Source organism: Desulfomicrobium orale DSM 12838, from assembly GCF_001553625.1.
Lineage (GTDB): Bacteria > Desulfobacterota > Desulfovibrionia > Desulfovibrionales > Desulfomicrobiaceae > Desulfomicrobium > Desulfomicrobium orale.
This window is the reverse complement of sequence record NZ_CP014230.1, coordinates 2,404,233-2,429,653: the sequence shown is the minus strand read 5'-3', so window position 1 is coordinate 2,429,653 and position 25,421 is coordinate 2,404,233. Positions and strand designations below refer to the sequence as shown.

21 protein-coding genes are annotated in these 25,421 nt (G+C 59.6%); 16 read left to right on the top strand and 5 right to left on the bottom strand.

Annotated features, from left to right (window positions below):
• Positions 1–84 precede the first annotated feature (84 nt).
• Both gluQRS and AXF15_RS11365 read right to left on the bottom strand, forming a co-directional pair.
• Positions 85–1,134 (bottom strand): tRNA glutamyl-Q(34) synthetase GluQRS, encoded by a 1,050-nt coding sequence (gene gluQRS / locus AXF15_RS11370; protein WP_083518108.1) that lies wholly within the window; start codon positions 1,132–1,134, stop codon positions 85–87.
• 97 nt (positions 1,135–1,231) lie between these two features.
• A complete protein-coding gene (locus AXF15_RS11365; RefSeq protein WP_066607551.1) occupies positions 1,232–1,426 on the bottom strand; it encodes a twin-arginine translocase TatA/TatE family subunit in 195 nt (64 codons plus the stop codon).
• A gap of 191 nt (positions 1,427–1,617) precedes the next feature.
• On the opposite strand from AXF15_RS11365, the gene AXF15_RS11360 reads away from it, so the two are divergent.
• The 12 genes from AXF15_RS11360 (at position 1,618) to AXF15_RS11305 (ending at position 10,157) form a co-directional block, all read left to right on the top strand.
• Complete coding sequence (locus tag AXF15_RS11360) at positions 1,618–1,929, top strand: hypothetical protein (protein ID WP_083518020.1); 312 nt, start codon at positions 1,618–1,620, stop codon at positions 1,927–1,929.
• Positions 1,930–1,952: 23 nt separating this feature from the next.
• A complete protein-coding gene (locus AXF15_RS11355) occupies positions 1,953–2,693 on the top strand; it encodes an ATP-binding cassette domain-containing protein (RefSeq protein WP_066607546.1) in 741 nt (246 codons plus the stop codon).
• A gap of 16 nt (positions 2,694–2,709) precedes the next feature.
• Entirely contained in the window at positions 2,710–3,279 is a 570-nt protein-coding gene (locus tag AXF15_RS11350; protein ID WP_066607544.1) for a helix-turn-helix domain-containing protein, read from the top strand.
• Positions 3,280–3,300: 21 nt separating this feature from the next.
• Positions 3,301–4,953 carry an AMP-binding protein gene (locus AXF15_RS11345; RefSeq protein WP_066607542.1) on the top strand — a complete coding sequence of 551 codons (1,653 nt, stop codon included), beginning with the start codon at positions 3,301–3,303 and terminating at the stop codon, positions 4,951–4,953.
• A 2-nt stretch (positions 4,954–4,955) separates the two neighbouring features.
• Positions 4,956–5,624, top strand: coding sequence for an HAD family hydrolase (locus AXF15_RS11340; protein ID WP_066607540.1), 669 nt, complete (start codon positions 4,956–4,958; stop codon positions 5,622–5,624).
• 20 nt (positions 5,625–5,644) lie between these two features.
• Positions 5,645–5,938, top strand: a complete 294-nt coding sequence (locus AXF15_RS11335) for a YggT family protein (protein WP_066607538.1) — start codon at positions 5,645–5,647, stop codon at positions 5,936–5,938.
• A 4-nt stretch (positions 5,939–5,942) separates the two neighbouring features.
• On the top strand, positions 5,943–6,260 hold the full coding sequence (locus tag AXF15_RS11330; protein ID WP_066607536.1) for a DUF167 domain-containing protein: 318 nt from the start codon (positions 5,943–5,945) through the stop codon (positions 6,258–6,260).
• An 11-nt stretch (positions 6,261–6,271) separates the two neighbouring features.
• A complete protein-coding gene (locus tag AXF15_RS11325) occupies positions 6,272–6,502 on the top strand; it encodes a hypothetical protein (protein ID WP_066607534.1) in 231 nt (76 codons plus the stop codon).
• A 6-nt stretch (positions 6,503–6,508) separates the two neighbouring features.
• A complete protein-coding gene (gene ilvB, locus AXF15_RS11320; protein WP_066607533.1) occupies positions 6,509–8,197 on the top strand; it encodes a biosynthetic-type acetolactate synthase large subunit in 1,689 nt (562 codons plus the stop codon).
• Positions 8,198–8,206: 9 nt separating this feature from the next.
• The gene (ilvN, locus tag AXF15_RS11315; RefSeq protein ID WP_066607531.1) at positions 8,207–8,695 is read left to right on the top strand and encodes an acetolactate synthase small subunit; all 489 of its coding nucleotides are present in this window, start codon (positions 8,207–8,209) and stop codon (positions 8,693–8,695) included.
• A gap of 96 nt (positions 8,696–8,791) precedes the next feature.
• Entirely contained in the window at positions 8,792–9,781 is a 990-nt protein-coding gene (gene ilvC / locus AXF15_RS11310) for a ketol-acid reductoisomerase (RefSeq protein WP_066608963.1), read from the top strand.
• 133 nt (positions 9,782–9,914) lie between these two features.
• Positions 9,915–10,157 (top strand): hypothetical protein, encoded by a 243-nt coding sequence (locus AXF15_RS11305; RefSeq protein WP_066607529.1) that lies wholly within the window; start codon positions 9,915–9,917, stop codon positions 10,155–10,157.
• Here AXF15_RS11305 and AXF15_RS11300 read toward each other — a convergent pair.
• The 3 genes from AXF15_RS11300 to AXF15_RS11290 all read right to left on the bottom strand — a co-directional run bounded on the left by AXF15_RS11300 (position 10,129) and on the right by AXF15_RS11290 (position 18,444).
• Positions 10,129–12,324, bottom strand: coding sequence for a PAS domain-containing hybrid sensor histidine kinase/response regulator (locus tag AXF15_RS11300; RefSeq protein ID WP_151192370.1), 2,196 nt, complete (start codon positions 12,322–12,324; stop codon positions 10,129–10,131). The genes AXF15_RS11305 and AXF15_RS11300 overlap by 29 nt on opposite strands.
• A 199-nt stretch (positions 12,325–12,523) precedes the next feature.
• Positions 12,524–16,753 (bottom strand): translocation/assembly module TamB domain-containing protein, encoded by a 4,230-nt coding sequence (locus AXF15_RS11295; protein ID WP_066607523.1) that lies wholly within the window; start codon positions 16,751–16,753, stop codon positions 12,524–12,526.
• Positions 16,753–18,444, bottom strand: coding sequence for an autotransporter assembly complex protein TamA (locus tag AXF15_RS11290; RefSeq protein ID WP_169793659.1), 1,692 nt, complete (start codon positions 18,442–18,444; stop codon positions 16,753–16,755). The genes AXF15_RS11295 and AXF15_RS11290 overlap by 1 nt, the downstream gene beginning before the upstream one ends.
• Before the next feature lie 435 nt (positions 18,445–18,879).
• On the opposite strand from AXF15_RS11290, the gene AXF15_RS14120 reads away from it, so the two are divergent.
• Genes AXF15_RS14120 through AXF15_RS11270 form a run of 4 tightly spaced genes read left to right on the top strand, consistent with a single transcriptional unit; the run spans position 18,880 to position 25,419 of the window.
• Positions 18,880–19,371 (top strand): PilZ domain-containing protein, encoded by a 492-nt coding sequence (locus AXF15_RS14120; RefSeq protein WP_211258984.1) that lies wholly within the window; start codon positions 18,880–18,882, stop codon positions 19,369–19,371.
• 30 nt (positions 19,372–19,401) lie between these two features.
• Positions 19,402–21,135 (top strand): substrate-binding domain-containing protein, encoded by a 1,734-nt coding sequence (locus AXF15_RS11280; protein WP_151192368.1) that lies wholly within the window; start codon positions 19,402–19,404, stop codon positions 21,133–21,135.
• Entirely contained in the window at positions 21,135–21,545 is a 411-nt protein-coding gene (locus AXF15_RS11275) for a response regulator (protein ID WP_066607506.1), read from the top strand. Before AXF15_RS11280 ends, AXF15_RS11275 begins: the two co-directional genes overlap by 1 nt.
• A gap of 55 nt (positions 21,546–21,600) precedes the next feature.
• Positions 21,601–25,419 (top strand): ATP-binding protein, encoded by a 3,819-nt coding sequence (locus AXF15_RS11270; RefSeq protein ID WP_066607504.1) that lies wholly within the window; start codon positions 21,601–21,603, stop codon positions 25,417–25,419.
• Positions 25,420–25,421 lie beyond the last annotated feature (2 nt).

Here is a 25,421-nt window from a genome sequence, read left to right as displayed (position 1 = left end):
GGACGGCCGTAGTCGGCGTGATGCGCCGGTTGGAGTGCCACGCGGCGTTTTGACCCGCGGAGCCGTGGCTTCCGCCACGCCGCTCTATCGGGCGCAAGGGGCGGTGGCAAGCCGGAGGCCGCGCAGTCTGGGCAGCATATCCGGTTCCAGACGCACGTCATGGCGGGGCAGCCGGTCCCAGGAGAAAAAGGGAACCAGCTGGAGCGGGGAGAGGGACCCGGGGCGGGGCAGCAGCCCGGCCCGGCAGGCCAGATAACCCGTCACGGCTTCGGGGCGGATTCCGGCTTCCCGCAGGCTTTTCAGGGTCAGGGCCTGGTGGCGTTTGGCCAGACGTTCGCCCTCATGGTCAAGCAGAAGGGGCACGTGGGCGTACCGGGGAAGGGGGGCCTTCATCAGGCGGAGAATGAGCATCTGCCGGGGCGTGCTGGGCAGAATGTCCCGGCCGCGTACGACCAGCGTGATCCGCTGGTCCGCGTCATCCACGGCCGCGGCCAGCTGATAGGAGATGACGCCGTCCGAACGGCGCAGGGGGAAATCTCCGCCGCATTCCGCCCACCCGAAATGCGCCGGCCCGCGTGCCAGATCGGTGAACCGTGTATCTTCTCCGCCGTGCAGGCGCAGGCAGGCCCGGCGGCCTTCCCGCTCGCGCAGGCGACGTTCCGCATCGGTCAGGCCCAGGCATGTACCGGGATAGACCGGCCCCATGTCTTCGGCGTGCGGGGCCGAGGCCATGGATTTCAGCTCCTTGCGGGTACAGTAGCAGGGATAGGCGAGCCCGTCGCGCATAAACGTGCCAAGGACCTCGGCGTACCGTTCGAGGCGGGTGCTCTGGGTGTAGAGAGCTCCCGGCGGACCTTCGTCCCAGTCAAGCCCCAGCCAGTCCAGATCGCGCATGATTTCCGCCGCGTATTCCGGGCGGGAGCGGTCCGGGTCGATGTCTTCCATGCGCAGGACGAGGACTCCTCCGGCCGCCCTGACGGCCAGCCAGCAGAGCAGAAAGGACCAGGCGTTACCCAGGTGCAGATGTCCCGTGGGGCTCGGGGCCAGACGCCCGCGCACGCGAAAAGGGAGGGCTTCCGGGGAACTTTCCGCCGACGGGTCGGCGCGTTGGGAGGAGATACGGGCTTGCGGCATTCTGCTTTCGGAAATCGGCGTTACCCGGCGTTTTTCACACTTCCAAAAAAGCAAAGGCCGCATGGCGGCCTTTGAAATTCGCCCGGACCAGCCGGGGTCAGCTTTTCTTTTCCGTATCGGAGGTTTCGGATTTGGCCGTGACGTCGATTTCCTCGGGTTCGTTGGTCGCCTTCTTGAAATTCTTGATGGCCTTGCCCATGCCCGCTCCGATTTCAGGCAGTTTGTTGGCGCCGAAAATGATCAGGACGATGACCAGAATGATAAGTAGTTCCGGAATGCCGATGCCGAACATGTTTTGCCTCCTCGGGAATGGTTGGTGCCCTATACACTCGGGGACTTCGGGAGGTCAACTTGAAGAAAAATCTTGGTTTTCGGGCGGATGGAATGTATCTGAAATCTTCGCGGCGAGGACGCTGAAACGCGATGGTCACAAACGGACATACGAGCCCGATCAGGCTGTCGGGCCGGGGTTGCAGACACTGGATGGGAGAGCGCTGCCTGTACGAGGAGCACCTCAATCCCGGTCTGCGCCGGAATTTCCGCTGCACCGTGCTTGAGGGCTGGGAAAAAATTCTGGAAGAACATGTGGCCCGCTCGGAATGTTTCGGGCTCACCGCAGAGGAAGCCGGGAGCATCTGGGAGCGTATGGCGGTCTGCCTCGAGGAACGCTGGGAATGCCCGGATTTCCGGCCAGACGGCGAAGCTTCCGGCCCTTCGTGCGCGCTGCTTGCGGGAGATTTGTGCCTCTTGCGGCTGCCGCCCTGTACGGGCCGGTGCCGGCGGTATGAACGTTGACGACGCGGAAGGAGAACGGCTTGATGATGGTGCATTTTCCCTGGCTGCATCCCGGCCTGATTCACGGCCCCTTGCCGGAGGGCGTCGTTCTGTTCGATCCCGGCGTGGAACTGGCTTCGGAATTTCCCCGCTGGCGGCCGGAAAATCTGCCCCTGAGCGGGGCATGCGCGCGGCGGCTGGCGAGCGAATATGTGGATTTCGCCCAGGGACTGTCCAGAATTTCGGATTTGCGCCCCTATGAAGCCGCCGGGCTGGAGGATTTCTACACGGACACGGGCATGGATATCCGGTCCAGGCTGCGGGAAAAGGCGGCTCCCGAGGCCGCATCCGCCGATGACCGCCGCAGGCGGGCGCAGGTCGCGCTGACTCTGGCTTTGTCCCGCGAAGAGCAGTTCGCGGCCCTGCACGGACAGGAAGACCGTCTGGCGCGGGCACAGGGAGGTTTTGCCGCATCCCTGGGCCTTGAGGACGGCGATGCGTTTGCGGATCAGGGCGTGGCTGACGCGCTGATTTTTCCCCGGGCGGGTTCCGATCTGCCCTGGCGGGGCATGTTCGGGCCGCTTCTCTGTCTTGTCCCTGAGGGAACCCGGTTTTTCGTTTCGGATCCGGATGTGGCCGGAGAACTTCTCTCTCTCGGGCTGCCCCGTGAAGCGGGCGCCGGTGGCGAGGACTTCATTCACCTGCGCGTGTCTCCCCACGATCTGGAGCCTGCCGGCGATGCGAGCCTGTCCGCCGTCATCGTGGTCCGGCCTTCTGAACCCTAACCAGTAGCGGGTGGTTATGAGCAAGGAAAAGCTTGGCATGCGCGTGAAGCGCTTCCGGGAGATGAACGAGATCACTCTGGAGCAGCTGGCCGAACGCACCGGTCTGTCCCTTTCTTTCCTGAAGTCCCTGGAGGAAGACTCCGTATATCCGTCTTTGGGGCCGCTTCTTAAAGTCGCCCGCGGTCTTGGCGTGCGCATGGGCACCTTTCTGGACGACGAACTGGGCCAGGACCCGCTGGTGGTGCGCCTCGGGGGCCGGGTGGAAGATATGGCCATGCAGGCCCAGAAGGGCAGTTCCACGGATACCCGGTACTATTCTCTGGGCAGGGGCAAGACGGACCGCAGAATGGAACCGTTTTTCGTGGAGCTTCTGCCCGTGGCCGAAGCCGGACGCAAACTTTCCACCCACGAGGGCGAGGAGTTCATCGTGGTGCAGGAGGGCGCGGTGGAGGTCATCTATGGCGGCGAGACCATCATTCTCTCCAAAGGGGACTCCATCTATCTCAACTCCGTTGTGCCGCACCATGTGGGCTGTAGCGGTGACGCGCCCGCTTCCATCTACGCGGTACTGTATTTTCCGGAATAGCGGGCAATCAGGGGGAGAAGCATGCACAAGCCTGTGTTACGCGACATGACTCTGGGGCAGATTCTGGACGAGGCCGTCGCGCAGTATCCGGAGAATGAGGCCGTGGTCTATGTGGATCGCGATTTCCGCATGACCTACCGGGATTTCGGCGCCCTGGTGGACAATCTGGCCAAGGGGCTCATGGCCATGGGCGTGGGCAAGGGGGAGAAAGTGGCCGTGTGGGCCACCAACGTGCCGTACTGGGTGGCTCTGCAATTCGCCACGGCCAAGGTCGGCGCGGTGCTGCTGACGGTGAACACCCATTACAAGAAGGCGGAACTGGAATACCTGATCAGACATTCCGAATGCGAGAATCTGGTGGTCATCGATTCCTTCCGGGACACAGACTATATTCAGGTGGTCTACGACCTGCTGCCGGAACTCAGGACACAGGAGCGGGGCTATCTGCGCACCGAAAAATTTCCCGACCTGAAACGGGTTTTCTTTCTCGGCCCGGAAAAGCACCGGGGCATGTATTCCATGCCGGAACTCCTGGCCCTGAGCCGCATGACTTCCGAGGAGGATTACCGGAAGCGGCAGGACAGTCTGGACCCGCACGACGTGGTGAACATGCAGTACACCTCCGGCACCACGGGTTTTCCCAAGGGCGTCATGCTGACCCATCACAACATCGGCAACAACGGTTTCTGGATCGGTGAAAACCAGCGTTTCACCTCCAAGGACCGGGTCTGCCTGCCAGTCCCTCTGTTTCACTGCTTCGGCTGCGTGCTGGGCGTGCTGGCCGCCGTCACGCACGGGGCCACGCTGGTCATTCTGGAAGGATTCAGCCCCCTTCTGGTGCTGTCCGCCGTGGAAGAGGAAAAATGCACGGCCCTGTACGGAGTGCCCACCATGTTCATCGCCGTGCTCGAACACCGCACCTTCGCCCGCTACGACCTCTCGTCCCTGCGCACGGGCATCATGGCCGGCTCGCCCTGTCCGGTGCCGGTCATGGAAAAGGTCATGGACGCCATGCACATGCGGGAAGTGACCATCTGCTACGGCCTGACCGAGGCCTCGCCGGTCATGACCCAGACCCGGGTGCACGACTCCCTGGCTCAGCGGACCCAGACCGTGGGCCGGGCCATGCCGGAAGTGGAGGTGCGCATCCTCGACCCCGATACGGGCGAGGAAATGCTTCCGGGCGAGCAGGGGGAAGTCTGCTGCCGGGGCTACAACGTGATGAAGGGATATTTCAACAACCCCGATGCCACTGCCCAGGCCATCGACCCCGACGGCTGGCTGCATTCCGGCGACCTCGGCACCATGGACAAGGACGGCTACGTGACCATCACCGGCCGTCTGAAGGACATGATCATCCGCGGCGGGGAAAACGTCTATCCACGGGAGATCGAGGAATTTCTCTACCGCATGGAAGGCATCAAGGATGTCCAGGTGGTGGGTGTGCCCAGCCGCAAGTTCGGCGAGGAAGTGGGCGCTTTCATCATATTGAAGGACGGCTTCGACTATGCTGTGGAAGATATCCGGGATTTCTGCCGGGGGCAGATTTCCCGGTACAAGATACCGAAATATATTGCTTTTATCGACGAGTATCCGATGACGGCCAGCGGCAAGATTCAGAAATACAGGTTGCGCGAACTGGCGGCCCAGTATTTCCCGGAGGCCATGAAATAGCCATGCCCGGACGTGACACCCCGGCGTCTTCGCCCGGATGCGGCGTCCGGCCGGTCCGGGGGCTGGTCTTTGACTGCGACGGCGTGCTTTTCGACACGCGCGACGTGAACCGTTTCTATTATAACCACATTCTCGAAAAACTGGGGCTTGCCCCCATGACGGCCGAAGAAGAAGACTACTCCTTCATGCACACGGTGGATGTGTCCCTGGCCCGTCTTGTCCCGGCGGAGCTCATGCCCAGACTGCCCGAGGTCGTGGGGCACATGACCTATGACGAGTTCATCGACCGCATGATCCCGGAACCGGGGCTCGGGGACCTGCTCGAATCCCTCCAGATAAGGGGCGTGCGTATGGCCGTGAACACCAACCGCAAGAACTCCATGGAGAAGGTGCTGGAGCGGTTTCATCTGACCGGGTTTTTCTCCCCGGTCATGACGGCGGCCAAGGTGTCCCGGCCCAAGCCCCATCCCGAGGGGTTGCTGCGCATTGCCGAAGAATGGGGAATGCCCGTGGAACACATGGCCTATCTCGGCGATTCGAGCGTGGACCAGGATGCCGCCAGGGGAGCGGGAGTGCCCTTCTGGGCGTATAAAAATCGCGGACTGCGGGCGGAACTCCATGTGGACAGCTTCCATGAACTGCGGCAATGGCTTGAGAGCGTTGGCCAATAATCGATTGCAAAGGAGACTTCATGCCTGTTTTTTCCAGCCTGCTGGCGGCGGCTTTCTATGTGGCGGACAGCGTGCTGACTTTGTACTTCTGGATAGTGCTGGTGTCGGCGGCCATGAGCTGGATCAATCCCGATCCGTACAACCCCATTGTCCGGGGCATCCGCACTCTGACGGAGCCGGTCTTTTACCGCGTCCGCAAGGCGTTGCCTTTCTCTTACGCGGGCGGCATGGATTTTTCCCCGGTGGTGGTCCTGCTGGGCATCAAGTTCATACAGGTTTTCATGGGCCAGCTTGTGGCCCGGATGGCGATATAAAGACATGTCCGGCCGTCCCGTGTGCGTCGTTCCCGCCAAAGGCGGCTGGCGGATTTCCGTCTGGGTGCAGCCGGGGGCGAAGAAGACGGAGTTCGCGGGTATGCACGGTGAACATGTGAAAATCCGCCTCCAGGCTCCGGCAGTGGACAACAAGGCCAACACCGCGCTGACTTTTTTCGTGGCCGAGGCTCTGGGTCTGCGGCCGCGTCAGGTGACGATCGAATCCGGACACGGCGCCCGGAAGAAAAGTCTGGTCGTACACGCCGAAGAGGAGCCGGACTGGAATCTTTTTTCCGCCGGAGATACGGCAAACCTCAACTAAGGAGACGTCCTATGGAACAGCAAGACCTCGAACTCATTGCGGCGAATCTGGCGCACGACGAGGAACTCAGGGCTCTGTGGGAAGCGCATGTCGGTTTTGAAAAGGCTCTGGAACGCTACTCTGGAAAGGCCGCGCTTTCCCCTGCGGAAGAGCTGGAAGTGAAGGAATACAAGAAGAAGAAACTGGCCGGGAAAACCCGCATCCAGGGACTGCTCGAAAAATATAAACGCCAGGAGGGATAGACGGCCATGATGCTCACCGGCGCCCGGATCCTGATGGAATGCCTGAAGCGGGAAGGTGTTGACCTCATTTTCGGTTTTCCCGGAGGTGCGGTCATCGACGTATACGACGAGCTCCCGAATCATCCGTTCAGACATATCCTGGTCCGTCACGAACAGGCCGCCGTGCATGCGGCCGACGGGTATGCCAGGGCATCGGGCAAGGTGGGCGTATGCCTGGTGACTTCCGGTCCCGGAGCGACCAATACCGTGACCGGTATCGCCACGGCCTACATGGACTCCATTCCGCTGGTCGTGATCACCGGCCAGGTGCCCACGCATCTCATCGGCAACGACGCCTTTCAGGAAGCCGATATCGTGGGCATCACCCGTTCGTGCACCAAGCACAACTATCTGGTGAAGAATGTGGCGGAGCTGGCCGCGACCATCAAACAGGCCTTCTATATAGCAAGGACGGGGCGGCCGGGCCCCGTCCTCATCGACCTGCCCAAGAACGTGATCACCGCGTCCACGGAATTTTCCTATCCCGAGACCATCCACATCCGCAGCTACAATCCCAACTACAGCCCCAACCGCAAGCAGCTGCGCAAGGCCGCTGAACTCATCGCCCAGGCCGAACGGCCGGCCATTTACGCCGGAGGGGGCGTCATCTCGTCCGACAGCGCCGCCGAACTGGTCCGCTTGGCGGAACTCTGTCAGTGTCCGGTGACCACCACGCTGATGGGGCTTGGGGCTTTTCCCGGCGACCATCCCCTGTGGCTCGGCATGCTTGGCATGCACGGCACCTATACGGCCAACATGGCCGTGAACAGCTGCGACGTGCTCATTTCCGTGGGCGCCCGCTTTGACGACCGGGTCACGGGCCGGGTCAGCGCCTTCGCCGCCGGAGCCAGGATCATCCATATCGACATCGATCCCACGTCCATCAGCAAGAACGTGGTGGTGCACGTGCCCGTCGTGGCCGACTGCAAGCTGGGGCTTCAGGGGCTCATCGAGGAAGCGGACAGGATTTCCGGCGTGGACTGGGCCGCCAAGCACGAAAAATGGAACGCCGCCCTGGCGGAAATGCGCGCCGTTCATCCCCTGGGCTACGGAAAGACTGGGGAGCGGATCAAACCGCAGCAGGTGGTGGAAAAGATTTTCGAGATTTCTCGGGGCGAGGCCATCATCACCACCGAAGTGGGCCAGAACCAGATGTGGGCCGCACAGTTCTACACATACCGCAAGCCGCGCACTCTGCTCACGTCGGGCGGGCTCGGAACCATGGGCTACGGATTCCCGGCGGCCATCGGCGCGCAGCTGGCCTTTCCCGACAGGCTGGTGGTGGATGTGGCCGGTGACGGCTCCATCCAGATGAACATCCAGGAGCTGGCCACGGCGGTCAGCTATCAAGTGCCGGTCAAGATCGTCATTCTGAACAACGGCTATCTGGGCATGGTCCGGCAGTGGCAGGAGCTTTTTTACAAGAAGAACTACTGCTCCACCTGTCTGCACGCCAATCCGGATTTTGTGGCTCTGGCCAGAGCATACGGAGCCGAGGGCTTTCTGGTGGAAAAGTCCGAAGAGCTGGAGTCCACCCTGCGGGCGGCCTTTGCCCATCCCGGTCCGGTGGTGGTCGACGTGCGCGTGGAGCCCGAGGAAAATGTCGCGCCCATGGTGCCGGCCGGAGCGGCCCTGGCGGAAATGCTTTTGGTTTAGGAGGCTCGCGTGAGACATGTGCTGTCCATTCTGGTGGAGAACGAGCCGGGCGTACTGTCCCGCGTGGCGGGTCTTTTCAGCGGCCGGGGATTCAATATCGAATCACTGAACGTGGGGCCGACCCTGGAGCCGGGCGTTTCGCACATCACCATCTGTACCATCGGCGACGAACAGATCATCGAGCAGATCATGAAGCAGCTGCACAAGCTCATCACCGTGATTAAGGTTGTGGATCTGACCCACCAGCAGGCCGTGGAGCGGGAGATCGTGCTGATGAAAGTCGGAGCCGACGACGCCAAGCGCGCGGAGGTGCTGCGTATCGCCGATATTTTCCGGTGCAAGGTGGTGGATGTCAGCCCCACGGAGCTGACTCTGGAACTGACGGGGGACCGGAACAAGATCAAGGCTGTGGTCGCGCTGCTGCAACGCTTCGGAGTGAAGGATTTCGTGCGCGCCGGGACCGTGGCCATGCGCCGCAGCATGCAGCTTGCGGACTGATATCCCGGCGCGGGAATTGTGCCGGCAATATTTTTTCGGGCGGGCGGCATGTTGCGCGGCCGGACCGCCCGTTTTCATTACGACAAGGGAGCAGTCATGAAAGTGTATTACGAAAAGGACGCGGACCTGAACACACTCAAGGACAAGGTGGTGGCCATCATCGGCTATGGCAGCCAAGGTCACGCCCACGCCCAGAACCTGCGCGATTCCGGAGTGCGGGTGGTGGTCGGCCAGCGTCCGGGCGGGGCCAACTGGCAGCTGGCCCGGGAGCACGGCTTCGAACCCGTCACCGCGGCTGAAGCGGCCAAAAAGGCGGACCTGATTCAGATTCTGGTGCAGGATCAGTATCAGCCCAAAGTATACGAGGAAGAAATTCTGCCCAACCTGTCCGCGGGCAAAACCCTGGTCTTCGGACACGGCTTCAACATCCATTACAACCAGATTGTTCCGCCCAAAGATGTGGATGTGGTCATGATCGCGCCCAAGGGGCCGGGGCACCTGGTGCGCCGCGAGTTCGAGAAGGGCGGCGGCGTGCCCTGCCTGGTCGCCGTTCACCAGGACGCCACGGGCCAGGCACTGGCCAAGGCCCTGGCTTACGCCGCAGGCATCGGCGGCACCCGTTCCGGCGTGCTCGAGACCTCTTTCGCCGAAGAAACCGAGACGGATCTGTTCGGCGAGCAGGCGGTCCTGTGCGGCGGCGTCAGCGAGCTGGTCCGGGCCGGATTCGAAACCCTGGTACAGGCCGGATACCAGCCGGAAATCGCCTTTTTCGAGTGCATGCACGAGCTCAAACTCATCGTGGATCTGCTGTATGAGGGCGGGTTCAAGAAGATGCATCATTCCATCAGCGACACGGCCGAATACGGCGATTACGTCACCGGGCCGCGCGTCATCAACGCCGAGTCCCGCAAGGCCATGCGCGCCGTGCTGGAGGAAATTCAGGACGGCACCTTCGCCCGGAACTGGATTCTGGAAAACAAGGCCGGGCTGCCGTCGTTTCTGGCCAAGCGCCGCCGCAGCCACCAGCATCAGGTGGAGCGGGTCGGTGACGAACTGCGCAGCATGATGGCCTGGCTGAAAAAATAGGAAAGGGCGGTTTGAAACCGCCCTCTTTGTTCGCATCTCCGCCTTTGTTTTTATCCGCATTTCGAGAGAATCCCATGTCCGCACCCACCAAACTCCGGCGGAACAGCGCTGCCGGAAAGCCGCCGAAAACGCCATGATTCTTTCCTCCAGCCAGATCAGGGCGCTGAAGGAGCGCAACGACGAGGAACTGCGCAAGGGCAGGCACGCCAAGTACGGCTATCCGGCGCATACCATTCAGGACCTGCTTCAGACTCTGGAAGCCACAAAGAAGGAAAAGAAGAAGTGGAAGCAGCTGGCTCAGGACCGGGGGCGCGCCCTGCAGGAAATAGCCGCGCTGACGCAGGGTGTCATGCCCTCGGCCGGGGAAGATCTCTGACGTTCCGGGCCCGGCGCTTTTCCGCCACGACGGCGATGACGTGACTCAGTATGTTCCAGTCCACGGGCTTTGGAATATAGCCGTCCATGCCGCTTCTCAGGAATCTCTCCCGGTCGCCGCTCATGGCGCAGGCGGTCAGCGCAATGATGGGGATGGTCCGTACGCGCTCGAACTCGGGCAGCAGACGGATGTGCCGGGTGGCCTCGATACCGTCCATGCCCGGCATCTGCACGTCCATGAGCACCATGTCGTAGGCGCCCGATTTGACTTCCTCCAGAAGGGTCAGGCCGTTGGCCACACAGTGCACCCGGTGCCCCTTCTTTTCCAGAAGCCGGGTGATGGCCAGTTGATTGATCTGGTCGTCCTCGGCCACCAGAAATCTCAGGGGGCTGGAAGAAGTCTGTATGGCTTTTTCCGCTTCCGCGCGCTGCTCGTAGTGACGCGCGATGTCCAAGGGCAGGGAAATGCATATTTCCGTACCTTCCCCCGGAGCGCTGGAAATGGCCAGATTCGCGTTCATGAGATGTATCAGCCGCCGGACAATGGCCAGTCCGAGCCCGACGCCAGCATGACTTCTGGACGCACTGCCCTCGACCTGGGTGAAGGAATCGAAAATCTTGTCCTGCATGGAGCCCGGAATGCCGGCTCCCGTATCCGTCACGGTGATCAGCAGGCGGCAGTGTTCCGTGGTTTTGCGCAGGCAGTCGATATCCACGCTGACAGAGCCCCGGGTGGTGAATTTGAACGCGTTGCCGACCAGATTGAAAATGATCTGGCGCAGCCGGGCCTCGTCTCCCATCAGGTAGGGCGGCACATCTTCAGCGATGCGTACGCGCAGGGGCACGCCCGTCCGGTTTGCCGTGAGCTGAAAAATGTCCTGAAGGGCTTCCTGGAGTTCGCGTATGGCGAAGGGTTCGCGGATGATCTCGAGCTGTCCCGCCTCTATCTTGGAAATATCCAGAATATCCGCCAGAAGCCTGGACAGGCGCCGGGAAGAAGTGATGGCCGTACGGATGTAGGTGCTCTGCTCTTCGGTCATAGCGGTGGATGTCATGAGCTGGAGCATACCCAGAATGCCGTTCAGCGGCGTGCGGATTTCGTGGCTCATGTTGGCCAGAAATTCGCTTTTGGTCTTGTTGGCTTCTTCGGCTCTCTGCTTGGCCAGGAGCAGCTCCTGGGCCGTCTTTCTTTTTTCGGTGATGTCCCGGCCTATGCCGGCGATGCCGATGATTTCCCCGGAGGTGCCGTAGATGGGAGTGCGGAAGGTTTCGTGCCAGATTTCTTCGGAAGAAGAGGACGGAATCCGTTCTTCCTGCCACAGCGGCCGGCCTTCACGCAGTACCAGACGATCCGTCTCCGCACATGGCCCGCTGAATTCCGCGGGCCAGAAATCCATGATGGTCCGCCCGAGCAGCGCATGTTCGGTCCTTTGCATCAGGGTGCAGAAACGCCTGTTCACGGCGACCAGACGGAGCTTTCTGTCCTTGAGCCAGGCCACGTCCGGGATATTGTCCAGAATGGCTTTCTGACGCAGGTCGCGTTCCTTTAAGGCCTCGGCGGCGGCCTGTTGCTCGGTGATATCCAGACCCGTTTCCCAGGAGTACCAGCCCGGAATGGGATGGCTTTCGGAAATGCTGAACCAGGTGATGATGCGGGTGCTGCCATCCGCGCAGGTGACGGGATTGCGGGCGTCGGTATAGTCGCGTGCGGGCGCTTTCCGCATGGCCGCTGTTTTGTCCCGCAGCGCGGGGTCGGGATAGAGCAGGGTCCAGGAGTCGGAATTGTTCACGATTCTGCGGGCCGGATAGCCGGTGACGCGTTCGCATTCCCTGTTCCAGAACAGGGGGACGCCGCGTTTGTCGTGTGCGCGGATCATGACCGGAGCGTTATGCACCAGAAGCGACAGGCGCAAAGCCTGAACTCTGGTTCTGTGAGTCTGTATTGCGTACAGGATGATCAGTACGATGAGGACCAGAATGCCGATATATACCGCTACGACGCTGTCCATGCTGGACAGCCAGTGGCGCAGGTTCGCGTACAGAGAAGGCAGATCGTTCAGAAAATCGAAATCGAAGGAGGCGTCGATAAAATTGGTACCGGGAAAAAAACGTCCGGAAAAGCTTCCTGTCCAGGAGGGAAGAAGGGGCGCCATGGTGAGGACGTGCACGTTTCCGCCGATTTGTGTCCGGGTTGGAAGGTTCTTATGGCGTGTCCCGAATCCGCTTACGAATCGTGCAGATGCGCAGTGGTTCCGGGCAATCTCGGGCGGCTCCGGGCAGGAGCTTTCCGTCCGAACTCGTCACGTGTCCGCACCCGGTATGTTTTTTTGCGCTGGTTGACAATTCCGGGCCAGAACATTCCGCCCGTCAATAGTCCTTGCGCCAGTTCACACCGCCACCCTGACGGGAGTCCGAGCCGATTTCCGTCTCCACACTGATTTTCGGAGAAAGCTGAATCTCGATTTTCGTCCTGTCCTGCCCGGAGACGCTGCTTTGGGTCCGCACATAATATTTTCCGCCCACATAGCCGCCGATGCCGACGGCCGTATTGCCTTCGTCATCCCTGCCGATATCCACTTCCTGCAGCCCCAGAGCGGCCTTGATGGAATCGAAGACACCCATCCCCGCTCCTCCGACTCCGGTCAGGGCGGCCGCAGCCTGGGCCAGACGGACGGCTTGCAGCGGGGATATCTCGCGCAGGGAACGGCCGAAGAGAATCATGGACAGCAACTCGTCCTGTGGCAGCGGCGGGGCGGAGGACAGGGCCAGTTTGAAATTTCTGGCCGGACCGTTGATCCGGACCTGAATCAGGGTATCCATGACCCGGCATTCGCCCAGAATGTCCAGAAACGGATTGGGCGGGGTTTCTCCGCTTAAGGAGATGGTTCCCTTGGTCAGGTCGAACATGCGATCGAGAAACTCGAAGCGGCCGCGCAGCAGGTTCATCTGCCCCCTGACCGACGGAGCCGTCTGCGGACCGGTGATGTCCAGCCGCCCGGACCACTCCGAATCCAGCCCCCGGCCCCGGACGAAGAGCCGGGTGGGCACGTCGACCCGCAGGTTCAGGTTCACGGGCATGCCGGAGTCTTTTCCGCTGCTCGTATCTCCGCCCGGAACGTTGATTTCCTCTACTTCGACGCGGGTTACGCCGGACATGTCGGAGGGCAGCTGGACGTAAGCCGGGTCTGGTTTCAGAGTGCCGTTTACGGCCGCCGCCCCGCCGTTTCCCCACACGCGCAGACGGCCATCCGCCGTGCTGCGGATCAGGTCCGTGTTGACGAGCTCGCACCGGTCCAGGCGAATATCGCAGACATAGGAAAGGGGCTTCAGGTCTGCCGAACCCTGGGCACTGAGCGTGCCTTGGCGGCCATCCGTAGCGTTCAGAATGAAATCTACCTCTGCGTCTCGGGCCGTGGCGGTGGCGCTGATGGATTCGAGTCTGGTGCCGGAGCGGTAATTTTCGTAGCGCCCGTCGCCGACGTGTGCCGTACCGCTCAAGGTGGGGGTGGATGCGGTCCCTCCGAGGCGGAAGTCCATGACTGCCCGGCCGGAAAGCGACTGATCATCGAGCAGCAGCAGATGCGGCAACAGGGTGAGGTCGAGGCCGCCCCGCATGCGTCCCGTGAGGGGTGCGTCACCGGCGATATCAAGAGCGGTCACGGGACCTCGCACGGGAACGGAAAGTTCCGCGTCTGCGGTCATCGCACCGTCCTGTCCATTCAGAGTCAAAGTGCTCCTGAACCGGCCCGGGTTCAGGGTCGCATGTCCCGAAACATCCACCGTGAGGGGGTCTTTCCGGCCGGGAGCGGATATGCGGATGTTCCGCCCCCGCACATCCATCCTGGCATCCGGATTTTCCGGAGCCCCCCGGACGGCCAGCCGCGCCTGGATATCTCCCTGGGGCAGATCATCCCGCAGCAACCGGAACAGGGCCGGGTCCATGTTTTCAAGGCTGGCATCGATGTCCACGCCATTTGCGGCGATGTTTCCCGAACCGGACAGAACCGCCGGTCCGAAATGCAACTCGCCTCTGGTCCAGGCGGTACGCTCCGACTCCACGGTGATGTTCACGGGTGCGGCCAGCCGGAGCTTTTGACCCAGCAACGTGCCCACAAGGGAGTTCAGGGAGGCCCGAAGCCTTCTTTCATCCCAGGAGGCGAGGGCCTTTCCAGTGATCGCGCTCTGGGTGGCGTTCTGGTCCAGCCCGAAGACGAGATGCACGCCGTCATTGCGGCTCCGCGCCTGTATCCGGCAGGCGTCCAGATGCAGAGAATCCCGGTGGATATGCCCGAGCCGCAGGTCCGCGTCCGCACTCCGCAGAGGATCGGGCAGAGCCGTGGAGCCGTGCAGGGCCGCGTGGCCGATATGTATCCCGGCCATGGACAGGGCATTGCCGTTTCCTTCGATGCGGACGGCCTGCCGGTTTTTCTCCTCAAGAAAATCCGTGCACAGCGTGAGCTTTCCGTCCATATCCTGCCCGGCCAGTCGGCCCAGAGGAGCGAGACTTGCGCTGTCAAGATGGCCATGACCCTGAAATATGTTGCTGTCCGTGTTCAGAGTGCCTGTAACCGTCAGTTTGTTCTGGGGCAGGCTCAGTGTGGCGTTACGCAGAAGAATGGCGGGGCCGTCCATGAGAACGCGCGCCGCGAATTCCGCAGGTTCGCCCTCCGTCAGAGCCCGGATGCGCAGATCGTACTCGGGCCGGTGCGGGCCGGTAATTCTGGCGGATGCCGTGGCGTTGGTGATGTGGAATTGTCCGGCGGAAAACATGGGCGCACTGGCCCTGAGGTCCAGGCCGAGATCAGTGCTGTTGCCGGCGGCCTGGCCCTGGGCGGCGGCTCCGGGGGCGAGATGCATATCCGCGACGCACAGTTCCGGGAAAACCGCGTCGAAGACGCTTGAGAATGCACCTGTCTCCGGCTCGAAGGTTCCGTTTCCGGCAAGGCGGGTATTGCCGCGCAATTTCAGATCGCGCACATGCATTTTTTCAGGAGAGAGGAACAGTTCCGCATGCAGACCGGGATTTGGACCCACAAGCTGGGCCGCTTCCGGCGGCAGTCCGGAAATGCCTTCCGCATGGAGGGCGAGCCGTCCACGGAAGGCCGGGCCTTCTGGAGTGAAACGGCCGTCGGCGGAGGCCGCCACGCGTCCGGAGACGGCCATTTTGGACGCCGCGGAAAAATCACGCATGACCACCGTGACGCTGCTGTTCAGATTGGAATCCAGCTTGCCGCTGGCGCGCAGGCTGACGGTCCGGGTTGCCGCCTCCAGGTTGTCCAGCCGCCAGGTGGTGCCGCTTCCCTTGCCCGTGGCGGTACCGGAGATGGCCTGCAGGTCGGGCGGCAGCTCCGGGGCGTGGATGGCGAAGGCTGTGCGGAAATCCCAGTCGCTGCCGGAGTCGCGCGCAAGGGAAGCATTTATGTTGGCAGCACTCAACCGGTATCCGCTCATGTTCCAGTCCTTGGCCACAATATCCGCGTCGAGGCGCAGACCCTCCGCCGAGAACAGGAGCATGGCATTCAAAGCGGCCGGGCCGGGAGAAATGTCCGGGGGAAGCAGCGGGGCGATGTCCCGGCCTTCGATGCGTACGGCGGCCCGCATCTCTTCCCTGGCCTGGTTCCATGTGGCGTTTCCATCCATGGCGGCCGCCGCATTCTCCACACGCAGGCGGGTCAGGCGCAGTTCGTCCTTCAACCAGGATAAGCGGGCAAAGAAGCCGATGTCCGGGTCGGTCAGCCGGGCCGTATCCTGCAATGCCGTGCCCAGCCGGACCTGTCCGCGCAGGTCCGCTTCCGGCTCTTCGGTCAGTTTCAGGGCGGCGGTGGCGTTCAGCTCCAGAGCCCCGGCCAGACGCAGGGACAAAGACAGGGGCCAGTCTGTCAGGCTACCTTGTCCACGCAGACTCAGAGTGACTCCCTGGGTGGCGTTTCCGGACAGCTGTTCCAGATCGAGGAGCGTATGCAGCAGGCCCTCCGGGGCCTCGTGCATGCGTACGTCCAGGGCGAGCTGTTCCGGATGTTCCTGAAAGCTCCCCGAGACATGCAGGGCATCCTGAGACCGGTCCAGACGGATGATGGACAGATTGGTCCGCCCTTCGTGCGGGTTCAGTTCCAGCTCGCCCCGGACCGACAGGTCCGCCGCCTGCCCCAGAGCTTCCGGCCGCAGTTCGACGCGGTCCAGATCGACTCGCGCGACGCGTACCGGCGGCAGGGACGTTTCCGTGTCGGTGGCACCCTCTTCCGACTCCGGAAGACGGTGGAGAATGGTGTGGACGATGCCGCAATGCTCTAGATGGACGTGTCCCTTCAGAAGAGACCGGAGCCTTGGCTGCAGCCGGATTTGATGCAGTTCCAGCCAGACTCCCGATGCGTCGGAGAGATGCAGCGACTCAAGCGTCCATTCCCTTCCCAGGTTCAGGCCCCGGGCCCGCAGATGAAAATTTTCCGAGGCTGTGGCCGCATCGGCCAGATCGAGCAGGGTCTGGCGGCCGCCCGCCGTACCGAAGAGCCAGAGCAGGGCCAAGCAGGCCGGAAGCGTGAGCGCGGCCATGACATATGCGGCCCTTTTGGCGGCGCGGAAAAGTTTGCTTCGAAACATCAGAAGGCCTGCCCGAGGCTGACATAAAAATGAAAGGGTGCGTCCACGCCGCTGCGTCTCTTCAGCGGAACGGCCACATCCAGACGGAGGGGGCCGATAGGTGTGTAGTAACGGATGCCTGTTCCGGCGCCCCAGAAAAACGAGGACACGTCCAGCGGATTTCTTTTGGAGAACGCGCCGCCGCCATCGCCGAAGACGACAAATCCGAAAGTCCGGCTGAACCGCAGTCGCAGCTCCGCCGAGAAATCGACCGCACTCAGGCCCCCCAGAGGCTTGTCTTCCTCATCCAGATCTCCGGCGTACTGGTAGGCGTATCCGCGGATGGACCCTCCTCCGCCCGCATACAAAAGCATGTCCTCCGGGACGTTGTCGCGACTGGCCCCGGCCAGCACGCCGATGTGGCCGCGGGCGGCCAGAACGAGGGAGTTGTCCTTCAGAAGCGGCCAATAGCTCCGCGCAGCGATATTCCAGGAAACGAAGCTGGAATCCCGCAGTTTCAGATCCGTGAAGGGCTCCGCCCGGGCGGACAGGGCCAGACCCGAGGACGGGTCCAGCGGCTCCGTTACGGTCGTGTATTCCGCGATAAGCGGGGCCGAAAGCAGGTGGAAGCGCCGGGTGTCTTCTTTTTTCACCTCGGACAGTCGGTAGGCCAGACCGTATCCCAGTTGCAGATGGTCCGGAAATTTGCGGCGCATGATGCCTGAAAAGGCAAGATTGACGCTGTCGTAGCTGTCCGTGTTCTCGGACTGATACTTGGCCTGCAGGCCGAGAGTCTGGTCCGGGTGCCACATGGCGGGAAGCACGAAGGCGGCGCTCGCGCTGTTCAGATTCCGGGAGATTTCCGCGTCAAAATGCAGCTCCTGGCCTCCTCTGAACAGATTGCGGTTTGTCCAGCCTGCGCTTGTGCCTGGTCCGAGATCGGAGTAATACCACAGCCCCGCACGCACGGTACGCCGGGGCGCTTCGAGCAGCGACAGACACATGTCGGCCGTGTCCGCGTTTTCCGCGTGCTCCGTTTCGATGCGCACCGAGCGGAAAAGGCCCGTGCGGATAAGCTCCGTCCGGGTGTCGTCCACTTTGCGGATGTCAAAAAGCTGTCCTTCTTTCCAGGCAATGTGTCTGGCCGCGAATTCCTCGTTCAGGCGCTCCAGACCTTCGATATGCGTCCGGCCAAACACGGCCCGGCCGCCGGGGCGTATGATGAACCGCACGTGCACCTGGCCCGTGGCATGGTCCGCAACGACCCGCCGCGCACCGGTTGAGGGCGAAGGATAGCCGTTTTTCCGCAGTTCATCGAGCATGGCCGTTTCCGTGTCCGGGATCAGCGCGGCCTGGTACCCGGAGCCTGCTTTGATGGATTTGAGAAGCGGGCGGAGCAGGGCACCCAGGCCCGTATCCGGAGGAATGATTTCAAGCGCGGGTGCGTCGAAGATAAAACAGGGGCCCAGTTCAACGTGAAAGCGGATGACGTGCGGGCTTTTTGTTGTTTCCAGACTGGCCAGGACTTCAGACCCAAAGTAACCTCTGGATTTCAGGGCCTCGGCGAAGTTTTCCCGGTCTTTTTCCATGCGCCGCCGCAGCAGTCCGGCAGTATCGGGCGGAGACCCGATCAACGCCACGCTGTCCGAAACCGAGCGCAGCAGATCGTCCAGATCGTCCGGGAGAGATGGAATTTCTACCGTATACTCCACAGGCGCGGCGGCTGCCGGCATCGGAAGGAAGCAACATGCCATCCACAGAAGAAAAGCAGGCAGGACGGGGAGGAGAAAGCTTGTTCGGGCGCTGTTTTCCATTAGCTTCCAAAGCGGCGGGGGATGGTCTTTTTTCGGGCCGTACAGGCGCGAGTGGACATATCCCAAAGCCTTCAGCCGGTCCAGTCTGATAACAACGTCCATTGATACGCGTCGGTTCAGCGATTGTGCGGCGTGCGGCCCATGGCGGTCCTGAATGAATGGATTGCGCTGCGCCTTGAGTTTTGTCAGGATCGTCAACAGATTGCTGGATATTTGAAACGCTTGCGCCTATCATGAGTCCGGCCTGCGGGGATGTGTGCGGCACTCTCCTGCGGGATTGAGCCGTTGAGGCATTTTTTGCGGCTGTTTTTCAAATCCCTGATGATGATAATTATGAGCGACAGTAACAATCCGACAGTGGAAGTGCTTATCCGCAAGAAAGATTCGGTAATCTTCTCTTGCCCGCATTGCAGGTTGGAAAAAAAGGTCAATGTGGAAAAAATAAAAGATGTTGCCCACTGGAGTGTCGGTGCGACATGTACCAGATGCAGCGGAAAATTTACTGTTTCTTTCAATTTTCGGCAATATTTCCGCAAGGAAACTTCTCTTGAGGGCGAGCTGTTAAATGCATCGAACCAGGAGACGAGTATGGGAAGAGTCCATGTAAAGGATCTTTCCCTGACAGGCGCCGGGCTTCTGTGTGAAGGAAACGCTCCAAATCGGGGAGATATGCTTGTTCTGCGTTTCTTTCTGGATGATGATGTAAAAACGAAGATAGAGAAAAAAATTCAGGTGGAATCCGTTCGGGGACAAAGAGTTGGAGCCAGCTTCGTGGACGAAAAACTGTTCGATGCTGCGCTCGGCAAATACGTTCTCTCGAGATAATTCAATCCGTATCTGTGAGGAGTGTGGCGCGTGGCTGGTACACATTCGGATTCAAGCAAGAGGACCGGCGGCGCTCTTTGGGCGCTCTTGATTTTGGTTGGCATTGGATGCGGCATGTTGTTCGCGATAAAGCCGGAACTTTTTCCCCTCGGCTCGCCTCGCCTCGTGCGGAGTGTGGTCATAGAGCCGGAAGAAGCCGCTCGTAACGGCGCCCAGTGGCGTGTGGTCACCCAGTGGCAGGGTGCCGGAGAGGCACAATCCGAAGCCTTGCAGCTTGTGGAATTCAAGAATGTTCCCGGCTGGGAAGCGCCGTCTCCGATCGTCCTGAAAAATGGGGAATTCAATGCGGAACTCAAAGGGCAGTATCAGCCGGCAAACTATTCGGAGGAAATCATTCTGGAGCTGGAAGGCGCGACAACCATGTCCAATCGTCTCGCTCCGGAACTGGCCCAGTATTATCTGACCCATCTGGGGGCCAATGAGGTGCGCCGATTGCCGGGCAAAGACGGAGACGACATCTCCGTGCAGGGTATTTTTTACTCCAGCCGCGAAATCCGGACCATTCGCATCAAGGGCGACGGCACTTCGTGGGGTTTTTCGGCCTTGCGAAACGGTGTGTGCGACATAGCGATGGCCGCCAACCGGCCGTCACCGGAAGAAGCCGCTCTTTTCCCCGAAAATATTCTGTCTCCTGAAGCCGAACATCAGATCGGCATGGACGCAGTGGCTATTGTCGTACATAAGGATAACCCTGTGCAGTCCCTGACTGTGAGCGATGTCGGGAAAATATTCCGCGGGGAGATCACCAGCTGGGATCAGGTCGGCGGTTCTTCCAACCCCATCAAGGTTTTTGCCTTGCGGGACAGTTTCGGGGCCAGACATCTGGTCCGTCAGGTGTTCATGGGCGGGAAGGCATATGCGGCCGCCGTGAGGGATGTGGACGTGCATTCCATGATGTCCGACTTTGTTTCGGAGGACCCCCACGCCATAGGTTTTTGCAGCATCGCTTTCGCCAACCAGTGCCGGGTGATGCCGGTCGGCGGTGATGCCGGATCCGAAGCCGTGGCTCCTACTCCGGAATCTGTGCGTTCGCATACCTATCCCGCTTTTCGGGATCTTTACCTGTATCAGCTGAGCAAATCCAAGAATGTGTATGCGCGAGACTTTATTCGTATGGCACAAAGTGCCAGCGGGCAGGAGCTGGTCGCCCGGTATGGTTTTGTCAGCATGAAAAGTATTGCCGGTGGACCCGGAAATGGAATTCAGGGCTCCGGTGCCGGAGTGGTGGATTCGGATGCCGGGTCCCTGATGTCGCAGCGTCTGGCCGGAACGGGCTCGCTGCCCCCTTTGGACCAGGTCGGCCGTGAAGTTGTTTCCGAAGCGGTGCGGCGAAAGGTGCTGGAACCGTACTGGGAGGCTATTTCCGGCGCAACCAGGCTGCCCCTGGTTTTATGGTTTGAATTTGGCAGCACCAGACTAGATAAGCAGTCTGAGGTTGCTTTCGAAGAGATGATAAAATTGCTCAAATCTCCGGAACATGCAGGGAAAAAAGCAATTCTGGTCGGATTTTCCGATTCCGCCGGGAGTTACGCCTCTAACTTGGCCATTTCACGACAGAGGACGGAGGTGGTGGCAAAGCGTATGAGAAACAGTGGAATCGATAATGTCATGGTTCTTGCTGTTGGGGAAGAAGAAGCCATGGAACCCAACAAGACCCGTAGTGGCCGGGAAAGAAACCGTCGTATCCAGGTGTGGATTAAATAATGAGTGATTTTACCCAGATAAAGCAGTTAGAGACAGACAGACCGCGGATTTTGATCATTGATGACGACGCTTTGATGCGTCTGGCCCTAGCCAAAATTTTGCTTTCCGCCGGTTACGATGTCGAACAGGCAGGGGATGGCGATGAGGGGTTGCGCCTGCAGCGGAGCCAATCTTTTGACTTGATCATCACAGATCTCATCATGCCCGACAAGGAGGGCATCCAGATTATCCGGGAACTGCGCAAAGAGGACAGTGCAATCCGGATTATCGCCATGTCCGCCGGAGGCAGAGGAGGGGCCACGGATTATCTGAAATGGGCCCGCCTCATGGGCGCCAAGCAGTGTCTGAGCAAACCCATCAAACGGGAAGAACTGTTGGATGCGGTGACTTCGGTGCTGGCGGCGCCATGAACCCGGGACTATTTGTTGTTGTGCCGCAGCCCTATTAATGAATATGGATAAACATATGGAAAGAAAAAGAGCATTTTACGACCTGCTTCAATTCAAAATACATCTCGGGGTACAGCTCATTCTGGTGCTTTGCTTTTTCGCCCTGGGATATTTCATTTATGTGACCCAGCTTAACTTCCTCATGGATGAAATCAGAAGCCAGGGCACGCAGCAGGTTGGGATGGTTGCGGAAAGCAGTGCCGTGCCCATGCAGCGGGGGAGTTATTACTTTCTGGAAGAGCTGGCCGCCAAGGTCGAGTATTCTCCATTGGTGGCATACTGCCAGATTTTGGATGCGCAGGGTAATCCTCTGTTGCAGAAAGAGGTCCGGGACGGTCAAACCCGGAGTGATATCGCTGCCGCATATAGTTCAGACGATGTCATGATTATGGAAAAGGACATTGTCGCCGGAGATACAATACTTGGAAAAGTAAAACTGGGAATGTTCATCAACAAGGCCAGAGAAGAAGTAAAATACAGTACCATCAGACTGGTCGCCGCATTCGCGGTAGTGCTTGGCGTCATTACTGTATTTCTCTATGTCTTCTTGAATCGTCAGCTCATTCTGCCGGTAATCAACCTGTCCATGCTGACCCAGACACTCTCCAAGGGAGAGTTTGTCACCACTACGCTGGACCGCCGCAGAGACGAACTGGGTGTTTTGGCCCAGGGCTTCAACGATATGAGCCGTAACCTGCGGGATGCCTACAGAACTCTGGAGAGAAAGGTCGAGGCACGTACCGAGGATCTGAACAGTGCATATAACGAACTGCAGGCGATATTTGACAACTCTTTGATTGGCATCGCGGTTCTGTCCGGAGACTACAGAATAATCCGGGCCAACACGAGATTCGCTTCCATTTTCGGCCACCAGACTGGGGAAATGTCGAATCTGACTTTGGGAGACCTGTGCGCTTCCGCTCAGGATGCCGATGCAGTCATCGAGAAGTTTTCAGGGCAGATGTCAGAACAGGGTATCGTGCAGGCGGAGTTTCCCTTCCGTAAAAAGAGCGGGGCGGCCTTCTGGAGTCAGGTTTCCGCCAAAACTGTCGATCCGGCGGATTTGAGCAAGGGAATTATTCTGATTCTGGAGGATATCTCGGACAGGAGAAAAGCCAGTCAGATGTTGCGCCAGCATGCGGAAGATCTGCGCGTGGCCAAGGACGAGGCGGACAAGGCGACTCGCTCCAAAAGTGAATTTCTGGCCAGGATGAGCCATGAGATCCGGACTCCCATGAACGCCATCCTGGGCATGGCCGAAATGCTTCAGGAATCGGATCTGACCGAGGAACAGGCCGAGTACGTGAAGACCTTCAGCTCGGCTGGCGAACTTCTGCTTGGGATCATCAACGACATTCTCGACTTCTCCAAGATTGAAGTGGGGCAGATCAAGCTTGAGTCCATTCCGTTCTCTCTGCGGGATTTGGTAGACGATGTCTCCAAACTTTTCGCTTATCGGGCGGAAGAAAAAGATCTGAAGCTGGTCCGATTTGTTTCATCCGATCTCGCGCAACGTTATATCGGCGATCCGACACGTATCCGCCAGATTATCATCAACTTGCTGGGAAATGCCATCAAATTCACCAGTCAGGGCGGTGTAACTCTGGATGTGAAGCCCTCCACCATGGAGGACGGTTCTTCTTGCTGCCTTTTCTCGGTCAAGGATACCGGCATCGGCATTCCGCAGTCCAAGCTGGTCTCCATTTTCGAGAGCTTTGCCCAGGCTGACTCCTCCACGACGCGGGAGTTCGGGGGAACCGGCCTCGGGCTGGCCATATCCAAGAAACTCGTGGAGCTCATGGGAGGCCGGATATGGGTGGAGAGCGAGATCAATGAGGGCACGACCTTTTTCTTTGCGTTGCCGCTCACGGAGGACACGGCGGTCAAGGCAGCGGAAGAGGGCTTCCTGCAGGATGTTGTACGCCGTGTTCTGCCCGAAGACACCCGGCTTCTGATCGTTGAAGACAACCCCGCCGATCCGGCAAGTATTTCCAGTCTGGTGCGGGACTGGAATCCCATATTCACGACACGCAAAACACCGGGACAGGCTGTGGATGCCCTATTGGACCGGCGGGGGAAAAATTTCCATGCGGTCATCATTGACAGTGTGGTGGACGGGGAAACTTCCCTTGAGATCGCACATCTCTTGATAGGGCAGGGAATGGACCTGCCGCATCTGGTTCTGGTCGTGGAATCCGAAGGAGAGATAGCTCAGGTTCTCCCCGGTATTTCCGAGCTTACTTCCTTGTCTTATGTGGTGAAAGCCGATCGGGATGCCCATCTGCTGGAACGGGTCCAGGAGGCGGTGAAGGCGGTTCAGCAGAGCCTGGAGGCGGAAGCTCAGAAACAGATAAAGAAAGTGCTGCTGGTGGATGATGTGGAAGCCAACAGGCGGGTGGTGGAGCTTTTCCTGAAGAAAATGAACGTTTCTCTGGTCCATGCGGAGAACGGCAAGGAGGCGGTGGAGAAGTTCACGGAAGAGCCGTTTGATCTTGTGCTCATGGACATGGAAATGCCGGTTATGGACGGTCTGGAGGCTACCCGCCGCATTCGCATGTGGGAACAGGAGAAAAGGGAGTATAAGACCCCCATCATCGCTCTGACCGCTCACGCATTTCAGGAGCACAGGCAGAAGACCATCGATGCGGGATGTACGGAATTTCTGGCCAAGCCCATCAAGAAGCAGGACCTGATCGATGTGGTGAATCAGTTTTCCGGAAAGCATGCTCCGCTGACCGAAATATCGGCCACGGCACAGCCGATCTCGCTGGAACCCTCCAGTTTGTCCGACGTGGATTCGCCCGTGCGCATCGATCCGGAACTGGAGGAACTGAGGCCGCTTTTCCTGCGGACGGTATACGATTTTCAGTCGCAGATCGCCGATGCCATTACCGGGAATGATTTCCAGACATTGCAACGGTGCGGGCACAGCTTGAAAGGTCTTGGCAGTACCTACGCCGTCGATGAAATAAGCCAGACCGGCAAAGTCATCGAGTCGGCCGCCAAGGGACGTCAGACCGCCGTTATTGTCGAGGCGGCCAAACATCTGGCCATATTCATGACCACCGGTCAGACTCCGAAGATTCAAACGGAGGAGAATGCGGAGCTTTCCTCAATAGACGAGGTTGCGCCACTGTATAGTCCCACCGGTCGTTTCGTGGTGCATGCCGCACCGGATATGTCCGAGCTCATTCCTTTTCTCCTGGACGCCATGCAAAAGGATCTGGTCTCCATGAGAAAGGCCCTCGCCGACAAGGATTTTGCCACACTTCACCGTTCCGGACATAGCCATAAGGGTTTTGGCGCCTCTTACGGCTTCGACTACATAAGCTTCCTGGGAAGTCATATCCAGGTTGCGGCTGACAGACAGAACGTGGAGGAACTCGGCAAGTTACTGAATATCCTTGAAGATTACCTGAAGCGTGTGGATATTATATACGATGGAGATACAGAGGATGGTGGCGAGGAGACTGCTGCTCGCTTGGAACATCCAGAGGGAGATTCTCCGGCGGTGGAGCCGGAGGAAACAGAGCAGTCTTTTACTGTTGCGGTAGATAAAGAGCTTTACGAATTGATTCCTCTGTTTCTGGAAACCATGCAAAAGAATATATCGGAAATGCGAGAGGCGTTGATAAGCAAACAGTATGAGATAGTGTGTCGGCACGGTCATAGTCAGCGCGGCTTGGGAAGTACATATGGCTTTGACTATCTCGGAAGTTTGGGGAGTAAGATTGAATCTGCAGGAGTGCAGAAGGATAGCAATGCAATCTCCGCCCTGCTGGATGAAATGGATGAATATCTAAATAAAGTGCATATCGTGCAGAAGGAAGGTTGATC